The following is a 17,818-nucleotide window of genomic DNA, read 5'->3' on the forward strand; positions in this document are numbered from 1 at the left end:
CCGCCATGCTCAGCGCCGAAGGCATCCACCAGTATTACGGCGGCTCGCACATCCTGCGGGACGTGTCGGTGACCGCGCGTCCCGGTCGCATCACCGTGCTGCTGGGCCGCAATGGCGTGGGCAAGACCAGCCTGCTCAAGAGCCTCATGGGGCTGGTGCCCATCCGGGCCGGCACGGTGACGCTGGCCGGTCAGGACATCAGCCGTGCCACGCCCTATCAGCGCGCGCGCGCCGGCATCGGCTATGTGCCGCAGGGACGGGAGATCTTCGCGCGCTTGACGGTTGAAGAAAACCTGCGCATGGGCCTGGCCAGCAAGCCCGGCGGCACCCCGGTGCCGGCGCATCTGTATGAGCTCTTTCCGGTGCTGCGGCAGATGCTGCGGCGCCGCGGCGGCGACCTCTCCGGCGGACAGCAGCAGCAGCTGGCGATTGCCCGCGCGCTGGCCGCGTCGCCAAGGCTGCTGATCCTGGACGAGCCGACCGAAGGCATCCAGCCCAGCATCATCAAGGACATCGGCCGCGTCATCCGCCGCCTGGCCGATGAAGGGCTGGACGGCCATCCGGTCGCGATCCTGCTGTGTGAGCAGTACTACGACTTCGCCGCCGAACTGGCCGATGAATTCCTGGTGCTGGAGCGGGGTTCGGTGATTGCGCGCGGCGACCGGGCCGCCATGCAGCAGCCGGAGATTCGCGGGCTGGTGGCCATCTGAGCGCTTACTGCAGCACCGGCATGGTCGGCGTGCCGGCACGCACGGCGGCCGCCGCTTCCGACAGCATCTGACGCAGCCAGCGCTGCGCCGCGTCCAGTTCATGGCGCACATGCCAGACCTGGCTGATGTCGATGTCCGGCAGCTTGAACGGCAGCTCGCGGCTGGCCAGCAGACCGCTGATGCCGGTCGCCGGAATGAAGCTGTTGGGCAGCACCGTGAGCAGGTCCGACTGCTGGACCGCCAGACCGCCGGTGAAGAAGCTGTTGACGGTGATGGCCACGGTGCGCTGGCGGCCCAGGGCCTGCAGCGCATCGTCCACGAAGCCATGCGGCCGGCCGGCAAAACTCACCCGCAGATGCTGGGCGGCGCAGTAGGCGTCCAGCGTCAGCGCTTCGGGCGCGGCGAGCGGATGGTCCCGGCGCATCACGCACAGATAACGGCTCACGTACAGCGACGCCTTGCGGAAGGCCTCGCCGCCGGGCTGGCCCATCAGCGTCACGATGTCGGGGAAGAAGCCGATGGCCACGTCGGCGCGGCCCTGCTCCAGCATCTCCCGCGGATCGCGGGTCGTGAGCGGCACGATGCGCAGGCCCACATGCACACCGTCCTCCAGGAAGCGGCGCGCCAGCGACGGCACCACCAGCGCCGCGGTGGCATCGGCCATGGCCAGGGTGAAGCTGATCGTGTTGCCGGCCGCCTTGGGGTCGAAGGCCTGCGGGGCCAGGGCGTCCTGGAGGCTGGACAGCGCGGTGCGAACCGTCGGCCACAGGGCCAGCGCATGCGGGGTCGGGGCCACACCGGTGGGGGTGGGAATGAAGAGTTCCTCGTTGGTCGCTTCCCGCAGCCGCCGCAGCGCATTGCTGACCGCCGGCTGGGTGATGGCCAGGCGCTGCGCCGCGCGGGTGACGTGCCGCTCTTCCATCACCACATCGAACACACGCAGGAGGTTGAGGTCCAGGGTCCTGAAGTTGACGGGGCGGGAACTGTGCATGCGCCGATGCTAGAGGAGAAGCCGGGTCATTCGCGTCAGTGATGACCCGATTCTGCTTCTCAATTGGGCAGAACTAAGTAAATACCCCAATATCTCGCCATCGGTGCTGCGGCAGGTGTCGCGACCGACCACAAGGAATGCTCATGACCACCCAGACCTTCGATGCTCCCCTGCAAGTCATGCCCGCCGACGTCCAGCGCGCCGGCATCGGCCGCCAGGCCGGTGAACGGGTGATCAACATCGCCACGGAAGTCATTGGCCTGATCGAGCTGGGCGCGCGTTTCATCGGTGAGCGCCGCCTGCGTGCCGCCATGCTGGCCGCTGCCCGTCAGGAAGACGCCGGCCGTCCGGCCTTCGCCGACTCGCTGCGTCGTGCCGCCGGCCACTCCTGGCTGTAAAGCCTGGCGGCCTGCGGGCCGCTGAGGTCGGCCTCGAGACCTCGCGGCCTCGTGGCTGCCGCGCCGGTTGAGCTTTTCAGCCCGAGCGGCATTCGGATGTGAAATACCTCACATCGACCAGAGGCGTGGCACCTGGGCCGGGAGGCCCCACAAGGTGTGACGCCACACCGACCAGCAGGCGCGCATCAGCTGCGCCACCGGCTCCACCACCGGGCCGACCGCGCGGACGACCAGCACCCGGTCCTGCGCTGCCGTGGCGCCGGCCAGCCGCTGCAGCGGATCGGCCTCAATCACCGCCCGCACCGCGTCCAGCGCCGCCTCTCGGCGCTCCCGCGACAAACCATCGCCCGCCGCAAAGACCAGCGTGCCCAGGCACCGATGCCCGGCCAGGCCGAGCGGCCCGTCCATCAGCACGGCGTCCTGCGCATCCAGCACGCCCCGCTCCAGCCAGTGGCCCGGGAGTTCCAGATGCTGGGTGAATCGCCCGTGGTCAAACGGCTGACCCGCGCCGGGCAGGCCCAGGGCGGTGATGTCCCAGGCCAGCAGTTCCGCCCCGGGCGCCAGATCAAAGCTCGCTTCGTTCAGCGCCTGGCAGCCTGGATAGGCAATGGCCTCCAGCGGCAGCCATTCGAGTCGGGCGCCGGGCGCCAGACGGGCATGGACCCGCTGCTTCGCAACGGCGCCCTGCGGGCTGCGATAAAAACGGGTGGCCCCCGGCGTGGTGATCAACGCATGCGCGGCGGGCGCCAGCGTCAGCTGGATGTCCAGCGTGTCGCCGCCCACCAGTCCGCTGGGCGGATGCACCAGCACGCTGTGGCACAGCGCATCCCCTTCCGGATACAGGCTTTTGAGCAGCCGCAGCGGCCCTTCATGCGCGTGGCTCACCACGCAGCGACCCCGCTCGACGCGGTAATCGGCGCTCAGGCGAGCGAGCCAGGTCTTGTGGGCAAGCGTCTCCACAGGATCAGGTCGGCGCTTTTTGCCAGAGTTCGTCCAACCGCTGGAAGCCCCAGGTGGCCGGATCTTCGCGGCCGACGATACGGTCCCCAGCACTCGCGGAGGAGAGATCCAGAATCTGGGTGGGAATCGGCATCTGCGACTTCGTCGAATAGAACACCCGCACCCGGGGCTGGGTCAGCGCGGTGGTGTTCTGGTCCAGCACCACGGCCAGCCGGCCGGATTGCAGCTTCACCAGCGTGCCCACCGGATAGATGCCGACGCACTTGACGAAGGCCTGGAACACCCGCGGGTCGAAGTGACCGGTCCACTGCGCCATGCGCGCCAGCGAGGCGGCCGGGTCCCAGGCGTTCTTGTAGGGGCGGTTGGAGGTGATGGCGTCGTACACGTCACAGACGGCGCCCATGCGGGACATCAGCGTGATCTGTTCCCCCGCCAGCTTGGCGGGGTAGCCGGTGCCATCCATCTTTTCATGATGGTGCAGGGCCACGTCCAGCGCTGAGGGCGGCACGGCGGAGCCGTCCTTGAGCATCTCGTACCCCCGGGTCGGATGGCCGCGCATGATGGCGAACTCGGCGTCGGTCAGCGCGCCGGGTTTGTTCAGCACATCCAGCGGCATCGCCATCTTGCCCACGTCATGCAGCAGACCGGCCAGGCCCGCCTCGCGGGTGGTGGCTTCGTCCAGGCCCAGCTGCCGGGAGAGCGACACCATCAGGGCGCAGACGGCCACCGAATGCATGTAGGTGTAGTCGTCCTTGGTCTTGAGCCGGGCCAGGCTGATCAGGGCCGAGGGGTTGCGCGCCACCGAGCTGGCCACTTCTTCCACCAGGGGCAGGCATTGCTCTGCATCCACCGCCTTGCCCAGGCGCGCCTCGTTGAAGAGGCTCATCACCGCTTCCTTGGACTTGTTCACCACCTGCGCTGCACGTTCGATCTCTTCCCCCATGGTGGCGGGCTGCTTGTCGAGCGACAGGTTGGGGGTGGACTTGACCAGAGCGGGGGCTTCGGGCGGGGACCCCGCCGGCGCTTCGGGCGACTCAGCGACCGCGGGCGCCGGCGACGGTTCAGGGGCGGCAGGCGCGGGGGCCGGCTCCGGCGCGCTCTGTCCCACATCCAGGCCCTTGGAGGCATCGATCCAGCAGAACGGCACGCCGCTGGCCAGCAGCGCTTTCACATCCGCCGGGTCGGTCAGGACGAACTTTGTCTTCCAAAACGGATGCGACAGCCATGACCCTTCGAGGCCATGCAGATACATACCTAAACTGACCTGAGCGGTGGGAATCTTTTTAAGCATGGGAGGCTTCGACCAAGGCAGCACAGTATGGCGCCCTCCTCGTGAAGCGCCCCCGAAAGACCTACAAAAACGAAATGACCGCAAAAAAAAACCGCCCTGCGAGGGCGGCTCTTCCGGCCGGGTTCCCGAGGGGCGTTCTGCACCCATCGGTAAATCTAACCGAATTCGGGGTCAGCGGAATTTGGACTGGGGGACGGTGCGAAGTTCGCCAGGCAAGCTTGCCAAATATTTCGCCAAAGACTTCAGTTCGGCGTGACTGAATTGCTTCACCTGGGCCGCCATGATGGCGTTGCCGCGGCCGACGTAAGGGTTGCCTTCGGTCTGGTAGGCCTTCAGGGCGGCATACAGATAGTCGGGATGCTGCCCCGCGATCTTCGGATAGGTGCCGTCGATCGGTTTGCTGAAGTTGGCACCGTGACAGCTGGCGCAGGCGCCCTTGTCGAGCAGGGCCTTGATGTCGGCCGGGGGGGCCACGGTCTCCGCGACGGCGGGCACCTGGGCCTGCTTCTCGTAGTAGCCCGCCAGCTCGGTGATGTCCTGGTCGGAGAGGGACTGGGCAATGCTCCGCATGGTGGGGTGCTTGCGGTCGCCCTTGGCGTAGGCCGTGAGCGCGGAGGCCAGGTACTTGCTGTTCTGCCCGGCGATCATCGGCACCTTGTACACCTCCGGGAAGGTGCCCTGGTAGCCCGGGATGCCGTGGCAGCCAATGCACATGGCCACCTTGCTCTCGATGGGCACGGACTTGCCGGTGCCCGCCGAGGCGGTGGCCGCAGTAGCGGTGGCCGCGGTCGCGGCGGCGGGTGCCGGGGCTGGCGATGATGCAGAGGTCTGAGCCGCAACAACAAAAGCACTTCCAGCCAGCACCAACGCAACGGATGTCTGCAGTTGTCTTCTCATCCTCCCATCTTCCCCGATTTGGGGCCCGTCGGTCCTAGGGGGGCCCCTATATACTGGTTTTCACTCTCTGCGCTAGACACCTGCCCATGAAATTCCAAGGTACCCAGGATTACGTCGCCACTCCGGACCTGATGCTGGCCGTCAATGCCGCCATCACCTTGCAGCGGCCGCTGCTGGTCAAGGGGGAGCCGGGCACCGGCAAAACGCTGCTGGCCGAGGAAGTGGCCCGTGCATTGAACCTGCCGCTGCTGCAGTGGCATGTGAAGAGCACCACCAAGGCGCAGCAGGGGCTGTATGAATATGACGCGGTGAGCCGTTTGCGGGACAGCCAGCTGGGCGATGACAAGGTGCGGGACATCCGCAATTACATTGTGCAGGGTACGCTGTGGCAGGCCTTCGCGTCGGACACGCCGGTGGCGCTGCTGATCGACGAGATCGACAAGGCGGACATTGAATTCCCGAACGACCTGCTGCGCGAGCTGGACCGGATGGAGTTCTATGTGTATGAAACCCGCGAATGGGTGCGTGCCAAACATCGTCCGCTGGTGTTCATCACCTCCAACAATGAAAAGGAACTGCCGGACGCCTTCCTGCGCCGATGTTTCTTCCACTACATCAAGTTCCCCGAAGCGGACACGATGCAGGCCATTGTGGACGTGCACTTCCCCGAGCTGAAGAAAGAGCTGCTGGCGGCTGCCCTGAAAACGTTTTATGACGTGCGCAAGCTGCCGGGCCTGAAGAAAAAACCCAGCACCTCGGAGTTGATCGACTGGCTGAAGCTGCTGCTGGCGGAGGACATTCCGCTGGAGGCGCTGCAGACCCAGGATGAACAGGTCGCCATTCCGCCGCTGGTGGGCGCCCTGCTCAAGAACGAACAAGACCTGACGCTCTTCGAGAAGCTGGTCTATATGCAGAGCCGCAACCGCTGATCGCATGCCCCAGGTTCCCGCCAACCCCTTTGTCGCTCCGGTCACGCTGACCGGCCCGCATGCCCGGCTGGAGCCTTTGTCGCACCAGCATCTGGACGGTCTGATCGATGCGGTGCAGGACGGCCAGCTGCATCAGCTCTGGTACACCGCAGTCCCGGCCCCCGAGCGCATGGCAGAAGAGATCGACCGACGCCTGCGCCTGCGTGATGCCGGCGAATGGAATCCCTTCACCGTCTTTGATGCGCAGGGGCGCGTGGCCGGCATGACGAGTTTTCTGCATATTGACGCCTTGCAAGCGCGGGTGGAGATTGGTGCCACCTGGACACGCGCCAGTTGCCAGCGCAGTGCGCTCAACACCCAATGTAAACGCCTGCTGCTGGGTCATGCCTTCGAGACCCTGGGCTGCATTGCCGTGGAACTGCGCACTCACCGCCTGAATCAGCAGAGCCGCCGCGCCATTGAGCGGCTGGGGGCGCAGCTGGACGGCATCCTGCGGGCCCATCAACGTCTGCCCGATGGCAGTTTGCGGGATACCTGCGTCTACAGCATCACCGCCAGCGAATGGCCGACGGTGCGCAACCACCTGCAATGGCAGCTCGACAAACCGCGCCAGGCACTTTGACAAGTGGCCGAGACGCCTGATGTCCGCCATGAAGACCCCTCCCCCGCGCCCGCCCAAGCGCGCCGCGAACCGTTCTTCGACCAGATCCTCGACAGGTTCCTCCATGCCTTCCTTGCCCCGCGCTTCGACCCGCCTCTCAACCCCCGCTTCCACCCGCGCTTCGACCCGCGCCTCCAGAGGTGATGAGGACCGTGCATCCAAAGCCACGTCGAAGGCCACCGGGCTGGACGTTGACACCCTGTGGGCCATGGACCGTGTCGGCCCGCCGAGCCTTTCGCCGGACGGTGCGCAGGCGGTGGTGCCGGTCACCCGCTACGACATGGAGCAAAACCGGGGCCAGACCTCGCTATGGCTGCTTTCCACGCTGGGGGGCGAACCGCGCCGGCTGACGCAGGCGGGCGACAAGGACGGCCAGCCGCAATGGAGCCCCACCGGCAATGACATTGCCTTCATTGCCCGCCGGGACCAGGGCGGCAGCAAGGACGATGCGGCCCAGCTCTACCTCATTCCGCCCGATGGCGGTGAGGCCCGGCGGGTCACGGATCTGCCTTTTGGTGTGGAGGCTTTTAAATGGTTCCCGGACGGCCGTCGCATTGCCTTCATTTCCTGGGTGGACCCGACCCGCAAGGGCGCAGCGGCGCAGCAGGCACGCCATCAGGAAGACAAGGACCGCAAGGCGACCGGCTACGTCACTGAGGAATCGCTGTACCGCTTCTGGGATCATTCCCTGCCGATGGGCCGTGTGCCTCATCTGCATGTGCTGGACCTGGAGACGGGCCGGGTGCGCGACCTCTTCGAGGGCACCGACTACGAGCTCAGCCGCGCCGAGCCGGACACGGACACCTTCGACATCTCCCCGGACGGCCGCCGCATTGCGTTCAGCTTTGACCCGGCGCCAACGAAGATTCTGGACCACCGCCACGCCCTGGCCGAGATCGATGTCCGCAGCGGCCGGGTGCAGGTGCTGCTGCAGGACGGCGACTGGGACTTCACGGCGCCGTGCTACAGCCACGCGGGCCATCACCTGGCCTTCCTGGCGAGCCATCAGGGCCACAAGCACACCATGCCGCACCACATCGCGGTGCTGGACACCCACGGCAACTGGGCAGTGCTGTCGGAGGACTGGGACCACGATGTATCGGCGCCCTTGCGATGGGATGAAGACGACCTGGGCGTGCTGTGTCTGGCCGAGGACCGAGGCCGACGTCACCTCTGGCGCTTCGACGTCAAGACGCTGACGGCGTTTGTCCTCTTCGAGGGCGGACATGCCGGTGCCTTCGCGCTGGAGGCCGGCACGCTCGTGGTCCTTCACGACAGCGTGGTTTTCCCCCCGCGTGTCTCCGTGGTGGAACGCGAGGGGGAAGCCGACGAACAGCAGCTGCGCCGTATCGACACCTTCAACGACGACACACTGGATCGCCTCACCGCAGGCCGCCATGAGGAAGTCTGGCTGGAAGGGGCCCAGGGGGACCCGGTGCAGATGTGGCTGATCTACCCGCCCCATTTCGACAAACGCAAGAAGCATCCGCTGATGCATGTCATCCACGGCGGCCCTCACACCGCCTTTGGGGACAGCTGGCACTGGCGCTGGAATCATCAGGTCATGGCGGCCCAGGGTTATGTGGTGGCCTGCGTCAACTACCATGGCTCCTCCAGCTTCGGTCACGCCTTCCTCGACTCGATCACCCACCGCTGGGGCGAACTGGAGCTGCAGGACATCGAAGCTGCGACGGACTGGCTGCTGACCCAGCCCTGGGCGGACCGCAAGCGTGTGTTTGCCGCGGGCGGCAGTTATGGTGGCTACATGGTGGCCTGGATGAATGGTCACGTGGCGCCGGGCCGTTATCAGGCCTATGTGTGCCACGCCGGCTGCTACGACTGGCAAGCCATGGTGGCCAACGACGCCTATCACTGGCATGCCAAGGAGCTGGGCGCGACGTATTGGGAGGATCCGGCACGGGTGGCGTCGCAGAGTCCGCACCATTTCGCGCAGCACTTCAGCACGCCGACGCTGGTCATCCACGGCCGGATGGACTATCGCGTGCCGGACGCGCAGGGGCTGGCGTACTACAACACCCTCAAGGCGCGGGGAATCGATGCACGGCTGTTGTGGTTCCCGGACGAGAACCACTGGATTTTGAAGCCACAGAACAGCCGGCTTTGGTATGAAGAGTTCTTTGGCTGGCTGGCACGGCATGACAGGAAGGCCAAGAAGTCCCGGCATGGATAATGCCCTGAGGCCCTGCAGTTCAGGGGGAGGACCATGCTGATCCAGTTCTTCTACACGTTACGCGCCGCCCGGCTTCCGGTCTCCGTCCAGGAGTACCTGACCCTGCTCGAAGCCCTGCGCGCCGGCGTGCTGGATGACGACGGCGGGCCGACGGTGGACAAGTTCTATTCGCTGTCCCGGACCACGCTGGTCAAGGACGAGGCCCTCTTCGACAAGTTCGACCGAGCCTTCGCCGCCTATTTCAAAGGTGTCGAGCTCATCACCGACCTGGTCAAAACCTTGCCGCAAGACTGGCTGACCCGCCAGCTGGAACGTGAACTGACCCCCGAGCAGCTGGCCCAGCTCAAGGCCATGGACTGGGACGAGCTGATGGACACCCTGCGGCAGCGCCTGCAGGAACAGAACGAACGCCATGAGGGCGGCAACCGCTGGATCGGCACCGGCGGCACCAGCCCCTTCGGCAACGGCGGGGTGAACCCGCGCGGCGTGCGCATTGGCGGCCCGGGCGGCCAGCGCAGTGCGGTGAAGGTGTGGGAACAGCGCGCCTACAAGGATTACGACGACCAGATCGAACTGGGCACCCGCAACATCAAGGTGGCGCTGCGACGCCTGCGCCGCTTTGCCCGGGAAGGCTCCGAACTCGAGCTGGACCTGGACGACACCATCCACAAGACCGCGGCCAATGCCGGCATGCTGGACATCCGCATGGTGCCGGAGCGTCACAACAAGGTGAAGTTATTGCTGCTCATGGATGTGGGCGGCACGATGGACGAGCATGTCCACCGCGTGGAAGAGCTCTTCTCCGCGGTGAAGAGCGAGTTCAAACACCTGGAGTTCTTCTACTTTCACAACTGTGTGTATGACCACGTGTGGCGCAACAACCGTCGCCGGTTCAGCGAGAAGACCTCCACCTGGGACCTCCTCCACAAATACAACCGGGACTACAAGCTGATCTTCGTGGGCGATGCCACCATGAGCCCCTACGAGATCCTTCAGCCCGGTGGCAGCGTGGAATACAACAACGAAGAAGCCGGTGCTGCCTGGCTGCAGCGGCTGACGCAAGCCTTCCCGAAACACGTATGGATCAATCCCGAGCCGGCGGGTGTGTGGCAGTACCGCCAGAGCATCGCGCTGATCCAGCAGCTCATGCAGCAGCGCATGATGCCGCTGACCATGAGCGGCCTCGAACAGGCGATGCGTGTGCTCAACCGATGAAGAGCTGGCTGGTTCTGTCCCTGGTAGCGGCCCTTGGAAGTTCGTTGAGCGGTTGTGCCCTGCTGGGATCGGACAACAAGGCCCAGCTCAAGGTCGCCGCGCCCACCGAACTGCCGGAAGGCAGCACGCTGGTGGACCGTCGCCGCATCGAGGCCTATGAGCTGACCATCGACGCGCCGCCGGAGCTGCGTTCGCTGCTGCTGACCCATCTCGATCTGGCCCGCTTCCGCGACACGCCGGACGACCAGGCGCTCACCGCCGCCGAACTGCGCCGACTGGCGGCCGTCGCGCCGGAACAGGCCCGGCAGCTGCTGGAAACCGCCGGCTATTTCAATGCCAAGGTGCGCACCGAAGAAATCGGCGACCTCAGCGACGGCGTGCGCAACCTGAAACTGGTGGTCGAGACCGGCCCCCGCGCGCTGGTCGGCGGCCTCGACCTGCGGATCGAAGGACCGCTTCGGGCGATGGCCGAGCGCGGTGACAAGCTCGCCGTGGCCCTGGAACGCACCCTCAACCAGAGCTGGCAACTGCCGCCCCATTCCGGTTTCAGCCAGGGCGACTGGGCTGCGTCCAAAAATGCCCTGCTCACCCGCGCCCGTGCCCAGGGCTATCCGCTGGCCCGCATGACGCACAGCCAGGCGGTGGTGCTGGCCGACGAGAACACGGTCGATCTGGCCGTCACGCTGGACACCGGCCCCCTGTTCACCCTGGGCGAGCTGAAGGTGGAGGGTCTCAAGCACCAGCCGGAGGCGTCCGTGCGGCGGTTGGCCGGCTACAAGGAACACGACCCCTACAACGAGCGCCTGCTGCTGGACTTCCAGGAACGCCTGATCGGTACCCAGCTGTTCGACAGCGCCAGCGTCGAGATCAATCCGGAACTGGTGAACCCCGAGCCCGGCGTCGAGACGGTGGAGGTGCCGGTCACCGCCAAGCTGCGCGAAGCGGCGCGGCAGCAGGTCACCACCAGCGTCGGTTATCACAGCGTCAACGGTCCCACCGTGGGGATTGAACACACCCACCGCAAGCCTTTCGGCCTGAACATCCGCGAACGCACCAAGCTGACCCTCGGCCGGGACAACAGCTCGATCGACACCGAAATCAGCTCCCACCCGCAGCCCAACATGCAGCGCAGCCTGGCGGCGTTTTATGCCGAGCGGCTCAAGTCGGGGGACCAGACCAACGTCAACCTCCGGGGACGGGTCGGTTATGCCCGGGAGACGGAACCGGAAGACCGGCTGCAATACGTCGAGGTGCTGCGCTCCTGGGAGCATGCGCCCAATGTGACCACCACCATGGCGGGTGCCGTCTCGCTGAACCAGCAGAACATCTGGCGCCGGGTGGATTCCAAACTGCTGCCGTCCAAGGGCTGGACCGCGAGTCTCGTGGTCGGCGGTGGCTGGGCCAGCAGCAACACCGAACCCAATGGCCCGTTCGGCAAGGCCGTGGGCAAGTTCTATTGGTACACGCCGCTGCCGGGCCGCTGGCTGTTCGCCAGCCGTGTGGAGGCGGGTCAGATTCTGGCCAAGGGCAAGCTGGGCCTGCCGGAAGCCCTGCGCTTTCGCACTGGCGGTGACGACACGGTTCGCGGCTATGGCTACAACGAACTGGGGCCGCTGGACTCCAACGGCAACCAGACGGGCGGCCGGGTGCTGCTGGACGGCAGCATGGAAGTCTCGCATCCGCTCACGCCCAAGATCCCGCAGCTGATGGGCGCCGTCTTCATTGACGCGGGTCAGGCAGCCCAGAACTGGGGCGGCTACAAGCCCGCTTATGCCATCGGCACCGGCCTGCGGTATCGCAGCCCGGTGGGCGTGCTGCGCATGGACTTTGCCAAGGGCAACCTGGCCGACAAATACCGATTCCACTTCAGTGTGGCCATTGCCCTATGAGTGAGCCGCAGGATTCCCAGCGCCCGGAGGGCAGTGCCTCGCCTGCCGGCGCCGACACCGCAACGCCCAACCCCAGCCGCCGCCGTCGAGCTGCCCGGGGCCTGATGTGGGTCCTGTTGGCCGTGCCTGTGCTGATCGGGCTGATCGTGCTCGGCCTGACCTGGGGACTCAAGACGGAACGGGGATCGGCCTGGGTCCTGTCCAAGGTGCCCGGGCTGACCCTGCAGAATGCGCACGGCCCGCTGCTGGGCGACTTTGATGTCGAACGCGCGGAGCTGGTCCTGCCGGGCAGTGAAGACCGCATCGTGCTGGAGCAGTTGCAATGGCGCGGACTGCGCCTCGTCTGGAACCGCTCGCCGCTGCTGTGGGGTGAGCTGCAGGCGGACCGGCTGGCCGTTGCGCGGCTGCGGGTGCAGATGGCGCCGTCGCCGAGCACCGGCGCACCGCAGCCGCCGGCCTCTCTGGTCAGTCCGGTGGCGCTGAACATCGCCGACCTGGAGGTGGGGGAGCTGTGGGTCAGCGGACTGGCACAGCCGCTCAAGGGTCTTCGCGGTCAGGCCCTCCTCGGCGCGGACGGCGGTCAGGCCCATCAGGTGGTGGTGCGTGCCCTGCAATGGCAGATGCTCACCCTGACCGGGCAGGCCCGCATCCGCACCCAGGGCGATCTGGCTCTGAGCAGCGACTGGCGGCTCAGCCAGCCGCAAGGGCAGTTGCCGTGGACAGCGCCCTTCCAGCTGAAGGGCCCGCTGCGCGATCTGAACCTGCAAGGGCAACTGGAAGCGGCGAAGCAGAAGCTGCAGGTGGCCGCCCAGGTGCAGCCCTTTGCCCCCTTCGCGCTGGCCCGGCTCGAGACGGATGCCAAAGACCTCAACCTCGCCGCCCTGCTGCCGGACGCGGGCGTCCCGCACACCGGTCTCACCGGCCGCGTGCTGCTCACGCCCACCAAGGATCAGTCCCTGACATTGAAGGCGGATCTGGCCAACACGGAAGCCGGCCGGCTGGACCAGGACCGCATTCCGGTTCAGTCCGTGACGCTGGAAGCCCTGCTCGACCCGGCCAACTGGACGCGGCTGCGCCTGCCCCAACTGGACGCGAAGCTCAGCGGCGGCGGCCGTCTGGAAGCCAGCGGCCAGACCAGCGCCAAGGACGGATCGGTGCTGACGCTGCAGCTGGACGGACTGGACAGTCGGCAGTGGCATGCAGACTGGCCGCTGGTCCAGGCCCGCGGAACGGTGAAGCTGCGGACGAAGGCCGGGCTGACCGGCGCCTCTGCCGACGAGGCATTGCAGGTGGACGGCCAGTTGCAGGGACGTCTGGGCCAGGGTCAGTGGCAGGCGCCGCTCGAGGTGGTGCTGGATGCTGATCTGAAGCGCCAATCGGTGGTGCTGAACGCCTTCGAAGCGACGTCCGGCCCGGCGGTGGTGAAAGCCACGGGCGAGCTGAGCTTGACCGACGCGCTGTCCCTGAGCGGCGGTTGGCAGACCGAGCTCAATGCGAGTGTGCAAGGGCTGGATCTGCGGCGACTGCAGGCCGGTGGCGCCTCGGCGGTCCGCAGCACGGCGACCCCGGGCAACACCCGCGTTGCGGGTGGTGGCGCGGTTCGTGGGGCGGCCCGCGACCGTGCGGTGGCCCCTGCGCGCGACACGGGCCCCGGTACTGCGGCCGGGCGTGCCCCCACGGTCGCTCCCGCCTTCGACGGACCGATGGGCGGCGCCGGTGCCCAGACCCTGAACGGGCGACTGCAAGCAAAACTGCAGTCGGTGCGCGGCAGCCTTTGGCCGCAGGGTCAGGCGCAGCTGGAGGTGCAGCCCAGCGTCTGGCAGGGCCTGCCATTGCAGGGCCAGGTCCGCTATGCGCGCCAGGGCGCAGGCACGCCGGACCTGAGCGCGGACCTGCGGCTCGCCGATGCGACGCTACAGGCCCGCACCCGTATCGATCCCGCGCTCCGCCAGGGGGGCGAGCAGGTGAACCTGGCCATTGAACTGGCCGCGCCCAGTCTCACCAGCCTTCAACCTCTGCTGCGCAGCCAGTGGCCGACCGCCACGGTGCAAGGCGCGTTCACCGCGTCTACGACGGTGCAGCTGGTCCGCCCCGGCACCCGCCAGGCGGTCTACAGCAGCGATGGCAAGTGGGACCTGCAGGGCTTCGCCCTGGGCGGGGTCGCAGGCATGCCGACCGTCTCTGCGCGTGCGCCGAGCCTGGGACCCAACACGGCAAGCGCTGGCGCCTCCTCGCGGGGCCGCACCCCCGACCTCAGCGGCAAGCCGGTGAATGCCGCCGCCCCGGCGGATGGATCCGCCCCGCGCACCACGGCGCTCGGCCGCGGCAACAGCAGCAACAGTGACAGCAGCGGCAACGTCGTTCCCCCCTCGCCCGGGGTGACGGCCGGCCGCAGCGCGGGCACAACCGTGAACCGGGCCTCCGCCGGCGCGGGAACCGCAGCCAACGTCAACCCCAACGCCGGCCTGGCGGGCGCGGGCAGCCTCGCGCCGATCCAGCTGGCCAGTGGCAGCGGCGTCTGGTCGCTCTCCAGCCTGCGGGACGCCAAACTGCTGTGGACCACCCAGCTCAAGCAATTGCGCGTCGCCCCGGCCCAGATCCAGCTGGAAGACGCCGCACTCAACCTGCAGGGCAGTTGGGCTCAGCACAAGCTCACCCTGGACACACAGGGCCGCCTGCCCCTGCCCCCGATCCTCACCGCGCCGACCAACAGCAAGGTCGTCTCCCGCGCTGCCGCCGCCAGTGGCGTGGTGGTGAGCGGCCTGCAGCTGGATGCCAAGGGCGCCCAGGCGCAGATCTCGCTGCTGGGCGGCCTGGACACCGACCCGCTCGTTGCCTGGCGACAGGGCGGCCAATGGCAGGCGCGGGATCTGCTGCTCAAGCTCCGAGCCAATCAGGTCACCGACCCGCTGCTCAAGGCTGGTCCGCTGACGGCCACGGTGCGGCTGGAGCCGCAACTGCAGGTCGGTCAGGCCAGCATGGCGCCGGGTCGGCTGGAGGTGCTGGGCGCCGGCATCCGCTGGACCCGCATGGCCTGGCAGTCTCCGTCCGACTGGGACCTGCAGGCCGACCTGGAACCCCTTGCCGCGGCACCGGCGCTGGCGCGACTGCAACCGGACTTCGGCTGGGGCGGCGATCTGCGCATCGAGGGACACTTCAACAGCCGGCGCGATGCACGCAATCTGTTCATCGACTTCCTGGTCGCGCGCACCACCGGCGACCTGACGGTGACCGATGAAGTCAGCACCCAGCGACTGGGGCTGACCGACCTGCGCCTCGGCGTCCAGGCCGATCGCGGCGTCTGGCACCTGGTACAAGGGGTGGCCGGCCAGAACATGGGTGCGGTGGGCGGTGCGGTGACCTTCCGCATGAACAACCCACTGGACCTGCCGGACAAGGACGCGCGGCTGGAAGGCGCGATCGAATCCCAGGTGGACAACCTCGGCAACTGGGGTCCCTGGGTGCCGGCGGGCTGGCGTCTGGGCGGCAGTCTGCATGCGTCCATCAGCCTGGCCGGCACGCTCGGCGCGCCGGAGGTGCGAGGACAGATCGGCGGACAGAAGCTCTCGCTGCGCAATGCGTTGATGGGCGTCGACATGAACAATGGCGCGCTGGCCATGACCATGACCGGCACCCAGGCCAAGCTGGAAAGCTTCACCGCCAAGGGCGGCAATGGCCAGATCAGTGCGCAGGGAGATGTGCGCTTCGGCCGCGATCCGAGCGCACAGCTGACCCTCACCGCAGACACCTTTGCGCTGCTGCAGCGGGTGGACCGCCGGGTGGTGGCCAGCGGATCGGCCCAGATCAATGCCCAAGCGCAGTTGCTGGACCTCAAGGGCCGGTTTGTGATCAATGAAGGGCTGTTCGACTTCTCCCGCGGCGACGCCCCGCAGCTCGACAGCGACGTGCAGGTGGTGCGCCAGAACGCGCCGGTCAAGACTGAGATCAACGGCAAGCCGCTGCGGGTGAAGCTGGATGTGGATGTGGAGCTGGGTCGCCGCCTGCAGCTGCGCGGCTACGGCATCGACACCCGCGTCCGCGGCGCCTTGCACCTGGCCCAGGACGGGCAGGTGAAACCGACCCTGGAAGGCGAAGTGCGCAGCGAAGGCGGCACCTTCAATGCGTATGGACAGAAGCTGGATGTGGAGCGTGGCATCTTCACCTTTGTGGGCCCGCTGGACAATCCCCGGTTGGACGTGCTGGCCATCCGCGCCGGGCTGGAAAGCGACGATGTGCGGGTGGGCGTGACGGTGACGGGCACGGCATCCAACCCGCGCATCAAGCTCTATTCCGACCCGGACATGAGCGAAACCAACAAGCTGTCATGGCTGGTGCTGGGACGGTCTCCGGACAACCTCGGTCGCAGCGACACGGCACTGATGCAGCGCGCGGCGATGGCGCTGATCAGCGGCGACGGCGAAAGCGCCAGCGACAAGCTGATTCACCGCATCGGGCTGGATGAGCTGTCCTTCAGTGGCGAAGGCGATGACGCCCGGGGCACGGTGGTGCGTCTGGGCAAACAGATCAGCCGCGGGGTGTTCGTCGCTTATGAGCGCGGGCTCAATGCCACGACCGGCAACTGGCAGCTCATCTACAAGCTGGCCCAGCGATTCACCTTGCGGGCGCAGGCCGGCGAAGACCAGCAGGGGCTGGATCTGATCTGGATCTGGAAGTGGGAATAAGCGGGCGGGATCCCTGCAGTTTGCTGCAAATGGATGGCGGCCGGTGGATCGCTCAGTGGGCCGCGCTGGCCACGGCGCGTGCCCGGGACTGACTGACCATGTCGTCGAAGGCGGCGAGGGCCACCCGCCGATCGGGGCTGCGAAGCATGCCCACCACCCGGCCCTCCCGGGTGAGCGAGGCGGTGAATTGCCCTGAATCCGCACTCCAGACCAGGCGAGCCACTTCGTCACCGATGCGCTCCCGTCTCAAGGTCTCCACCGCCTGGCCCACTGCGGCCGAGGTGTCTGCCACCGGCGCAGTTGCAGGCGCAGTTGCAGGTGCAGCGGCACGCGCGGTGGCAGGCGGAGCGACCGGTATTGCGCCCGTCGCTGCAACGGGAACAGCGGCGGTGGACGCCACGGCCTCGCGTGCGCGGCGGACCTGCTCCAGATCCATGTCGTCCACATCATTGGCGGCGGCGAGTCGTTCCTTCGGAACAGGGACGCTTTTGAGGTCCTGACCTGGTGGCAGGCGGGTGCCGCCTTCAGGCGATGCACCGGATGAAGCCCCGCTGCCATTGCCATTGCCATTGCCATTGCCATTGCCATTGCCACTGCCACTGCCATTAGTTGCAGCCGTCATCTGCCCGAGCAACACCGGACGCCCCACCTCCCCCAGCGCGGCCACGCGCCGGAAGCTGTCGAAGTTCAGCCAGGCTTCGGCTTCGTTGACGGGTTTGAGGGTGCGTCGCAAGGCACCCTGCAAGGAGACACTGACGTAATACTGCCGGGTGGGCGCATACAACCACACATCGATGCGTGCGTCGCCCATGTCGGCACGACGCAGCAGGGCCAGATCGCGGCTGCTCATCCGGCTGCGCAGCTCGGCGATGTTGGCGGCTTCCACTTGGGCGGACCGGCGCGTGCCCGCTGAAGCGCCGTCTGCGACCCGTACGCCGGAGGCCAGGCCGGCCGTCGCACCATTCGCACCATTCGCGCTACTCATGCCATTCGCGCCGTTCACG

At 67.1% G+C, this 17,818-nt stretch carries 13 protein-coding genes; 8 read left to right on the forward strand and 5 right to left on the reverse strand.

Annotation, left to right across the window (positions count from 1 at the left end; all coding sequences use genetic code 11):
* Nucleotides 1–5 precede the first annotated feature (5 nt).
* Complete coding sequence (gene urtE / locus FHS28_RS08835) at nt 6–710, forward strand: urea ABC transporter ATP-binding subunit UrtE (RefSeq protein ID WP_088450694.1); 705 nt, start codon at nt 6–8, stop codon at nt 708–710.
* Nucleotides 711–714: 4 nt separating this feature from the next.
* On the opposite strand, the gene FHS28_RS08840 is transcribed toward urtE, so the two are convergent.
* Complete coding sequence (locus tag FHS28_RS08840) at nt 715–1,701, reverse strand: LysR family transcriptional regulator (RefSeq protein ID WP_088450448.1); 987 nt, start codon at nt 1,699–1,701, stop codon at nt 715–717.
* Nucleotides 1,702–1,844: 143 nt separating this feature from the next.
* On the opposite strand from FHS28_RS08840, the gene FHS28_RS08845 reads away from it, so the two are divergent.
* On the forward strand, nt 1,845–2,099 hold the full coding sequence (locus FHS28_RS08845; protein ID WP_088450450.1) for a hypothetical protein: 255 nt from the start codon (nt 1,845–1,847) through the stop codon (nt 2,097–2,099).
* Between the two features lie 108 nt (nt 2,100–2,207).
* Here FHS28_RS08845 and FHS28_RS08850 read toward each other — a convergent pair whose 3' ends face one another.
* From FHS28_RS08850 to FHS28_RS08860, 3 genes are all read right to left on the reverse strand, one after another.
* Nucleotides 2,208–3,059 (reverse strand): urease accessory protein UreD, encoded by an 852-nt coding sequence (locus FHS28_RS08850; RefSeq protein WP_088450452.1) that lies wholly within the window; start codon nt 3,057–3,059, stop codon nt 2,208–2,210.
* A 4-nt stretch (nt 3,060–3,063) separates the two neighbouring features.
* On the reverse strand, nt 3,064–4,350 hold the full coding sequence (locus tag FHS28_RS08855; RefSeq protein WP_088450454.1) for a cyclic di-GMP phosphodiesterase: 1,287 nt from the start codon (nt 4,348–4,350) through the stop codon (nt 3,064–3,066).
* 171 nt (nt 4,351–4,521) lie between these two features.
* Complete coding sequence (locus FHS28_RS08860) at nt 4,522–5,247, reverse strand: c-type cytochrome (RefSeq protein ID WP_088450456.1); 726 nt, start codon at nt 5,245–5,247, stop codon at nt 4,522–4,524.
* An 86-nt stretch (nt 5,248–5,333) separates the two neighbouring features.
* Between FHS28_RS08860 and FHS28_RS08865 the strand changes: the two genes are divergently transcribed.
* From FHS28_RS08865 to FHS28_RS08890, 6 genes are all read left to right on the forward strand, one after another.
* Nucleotides 5,334–6,176 carry an AAA family ATPase gene (locus FHS28_RS08865; RefSeq protein WP_088450458.1) on the forward strand — a complete coding sequence of 281 codons (843 nt, stop codon included), beginning with the start codon at nt 5,334–5,336 and terminating at the stop codon, nt 6,174–6,176.
* Nucleotides 6,177–6,180: 4 nt separating this feature from the next.
* Nucleotides 6,181–6,798 carry a GNAT family N-acetyltransferase gene (locus FHS28_RS08870; RefSeq protein ID WP_088450460.1) on the forward strand — a complete coding sequence of 206 codons (618 nt, stop codon included), beginning with the start codon at nt 6,181–6,183 and terminating at the stop codon, nt 6,796–6,798.
* Nucleotides 6,799–6,901: 103 nt separating this feature from the next.
* Nucleotides 6,902–9,028 (forward strand): S9 family peptidase, encoded by a 2,127-nt coding sequence (locus FHS28_RS08875; protein ID WP_088450462.1) that lies wholly within the window; start codon nt 6,902–6,904, stop codon nt 9,026–9,028.
* A gap of 33 nt (nt 9,029–9,061) precedes the next feature.
* Nucleotides 9,062–10,243, forward strand: coding sequence for a vWA domain-containing protein (locus FHS28_RS08880; protein ID WP_088450464.1), 1,182 nt, complete (start codon nt 9,062–9,064; stop codon nt 10,241–10,243).
* Nucleotides 10,244–10,287: 44 nt separating this feature from the next.
* A complete protein-coding gene (locus FHS28_RS08885; protein ID WP_184294417.1) occupies nt 10,288–12,132 on the forward strand; it encodes an autotransporter assembly complex protein TamA in 1,845 nt (614 codons plus the stop codon).
* On the forward strand, nt 12,129–16,814 hold the full coding sequence (locus FHS28_RS08890; protein WP_088450468.1) for a translocation/assembly module TamB domain-containing protein: 4,686 nt from the start codon (nt 12,129–12,131) through the stop codon (nt 16,812–16,814). The genes FHS28_RS08885 and FHS28_RS08890 overlap by 4 nt, the downstream gene beginning before the upstream one ends.
* 52 nt (nt 16,815–16,866) lie before the next feature.
* Here FHS28_RS08890 and FHS28_RS08895 read toward each other — a convergent pair whose 3' ends face one another.
* Nucleotides 16,867–17,799 carry a DUF2968 domain-containing protein gene (locus FHS28_RS08895; protein WP_184294419.1) on the reverse strand — a complete coding sequence of 311 codons (933 nt, stop codon included), beginning with the start codon at nt 17,797–17,799 and terminating at the stop codon, nt 16,867–16,869.
* Nucleotides 17,800–17,818 lie beyond the last annotated feature (19 nt).

It is taken from the genome of Roseateles terrae (assembly GCF_014192155.1).
GTDB lineage: Bacteria > Pseudomonadota > Gammaproteobacteria > Burkholderiales > Burkholderiaceae_C > Roseateles > Roseateles terrae.

Bases quoted from the DNA above. Each gene is read 5' to 3' on its own strand.
- FHS28_RS08895 (WP_184294419.1), bottom strand. From the start codon at position 17,799: ATGAGTAGCGCGAATGGTGCGAATGGTGCGACGGCCGGCCTGGCCTCC.
- FHS28_RS08875 (WP_088450462.1), top strand. From the start codon at position 6,902: ATGCCTTCCTTGCCCCGCGCTTCGACCCGCCTCTCAACCCCCGCTTCC.
- FHS28_RS08870 (WP_088450460.1), top strand. From the start codon at position 6,181: ATGCCCCAGGTTCCCGCCAACCCCTTTGTCGCTCCGGTCACGCTGACC.
- FHS28_RS08880 (WP_088450464.1), top strand. From the start codon at position 9,062: ATGCTGATCCAGTTCTTCTACACGTTACGCGCCGCCCGGCTTCCGGTC.
- urtE (WP_088450694.1), top strand. From the start codon at position 6: ATGCTCAGCGCCGAAGGCATCCACCAGTATTACGGCGGCTCGCACATC.
- FHS28_RS08890 (WP_088450468.1), top strand. From the start codon at position 12,129: ATGAGTGAGCCGCAGGATTCCCAGCGCCCGGAGGGCAGTGCCTCGCCT.
- FHS28_RS08855 (WP_088450454.1), bottom strand. From the start codon at position 4,350: ATGCTTAAAAAGATTCCCACCGCTCAGGTCAGTTTAGGTATGTATCTG.
- FHS28_RS08845 (WP_088450450.1), top strand. From the start codon at position 1,845: ATGACCACCCAGACCTTCGATGCTCCCCTGCAAGTCATGCCCGCCGAC.
- FHS28_RS08860 (WP_088450456.1), bottom strand. From the start codon at position 5,247: ATGAGAAGACAACTGCAGACATCCGTTGCGTTGGTGCTGGCTGGAAGT.
- FHS28_RS08840 (WP_088450448.1), bottom strand. From the start codon at position 1,701: ATGCACAGTTCCCGCCCCGTCAACTTCAGGACCCTGGACCTCAACCTC.
- FHS28_RS08865 (WP_088450458.1), top strand. From the start codon at position 5,334: ATGAAATTCCAAGGTACCCAGGATTACGTCGCCACTCCGGACCTGATG.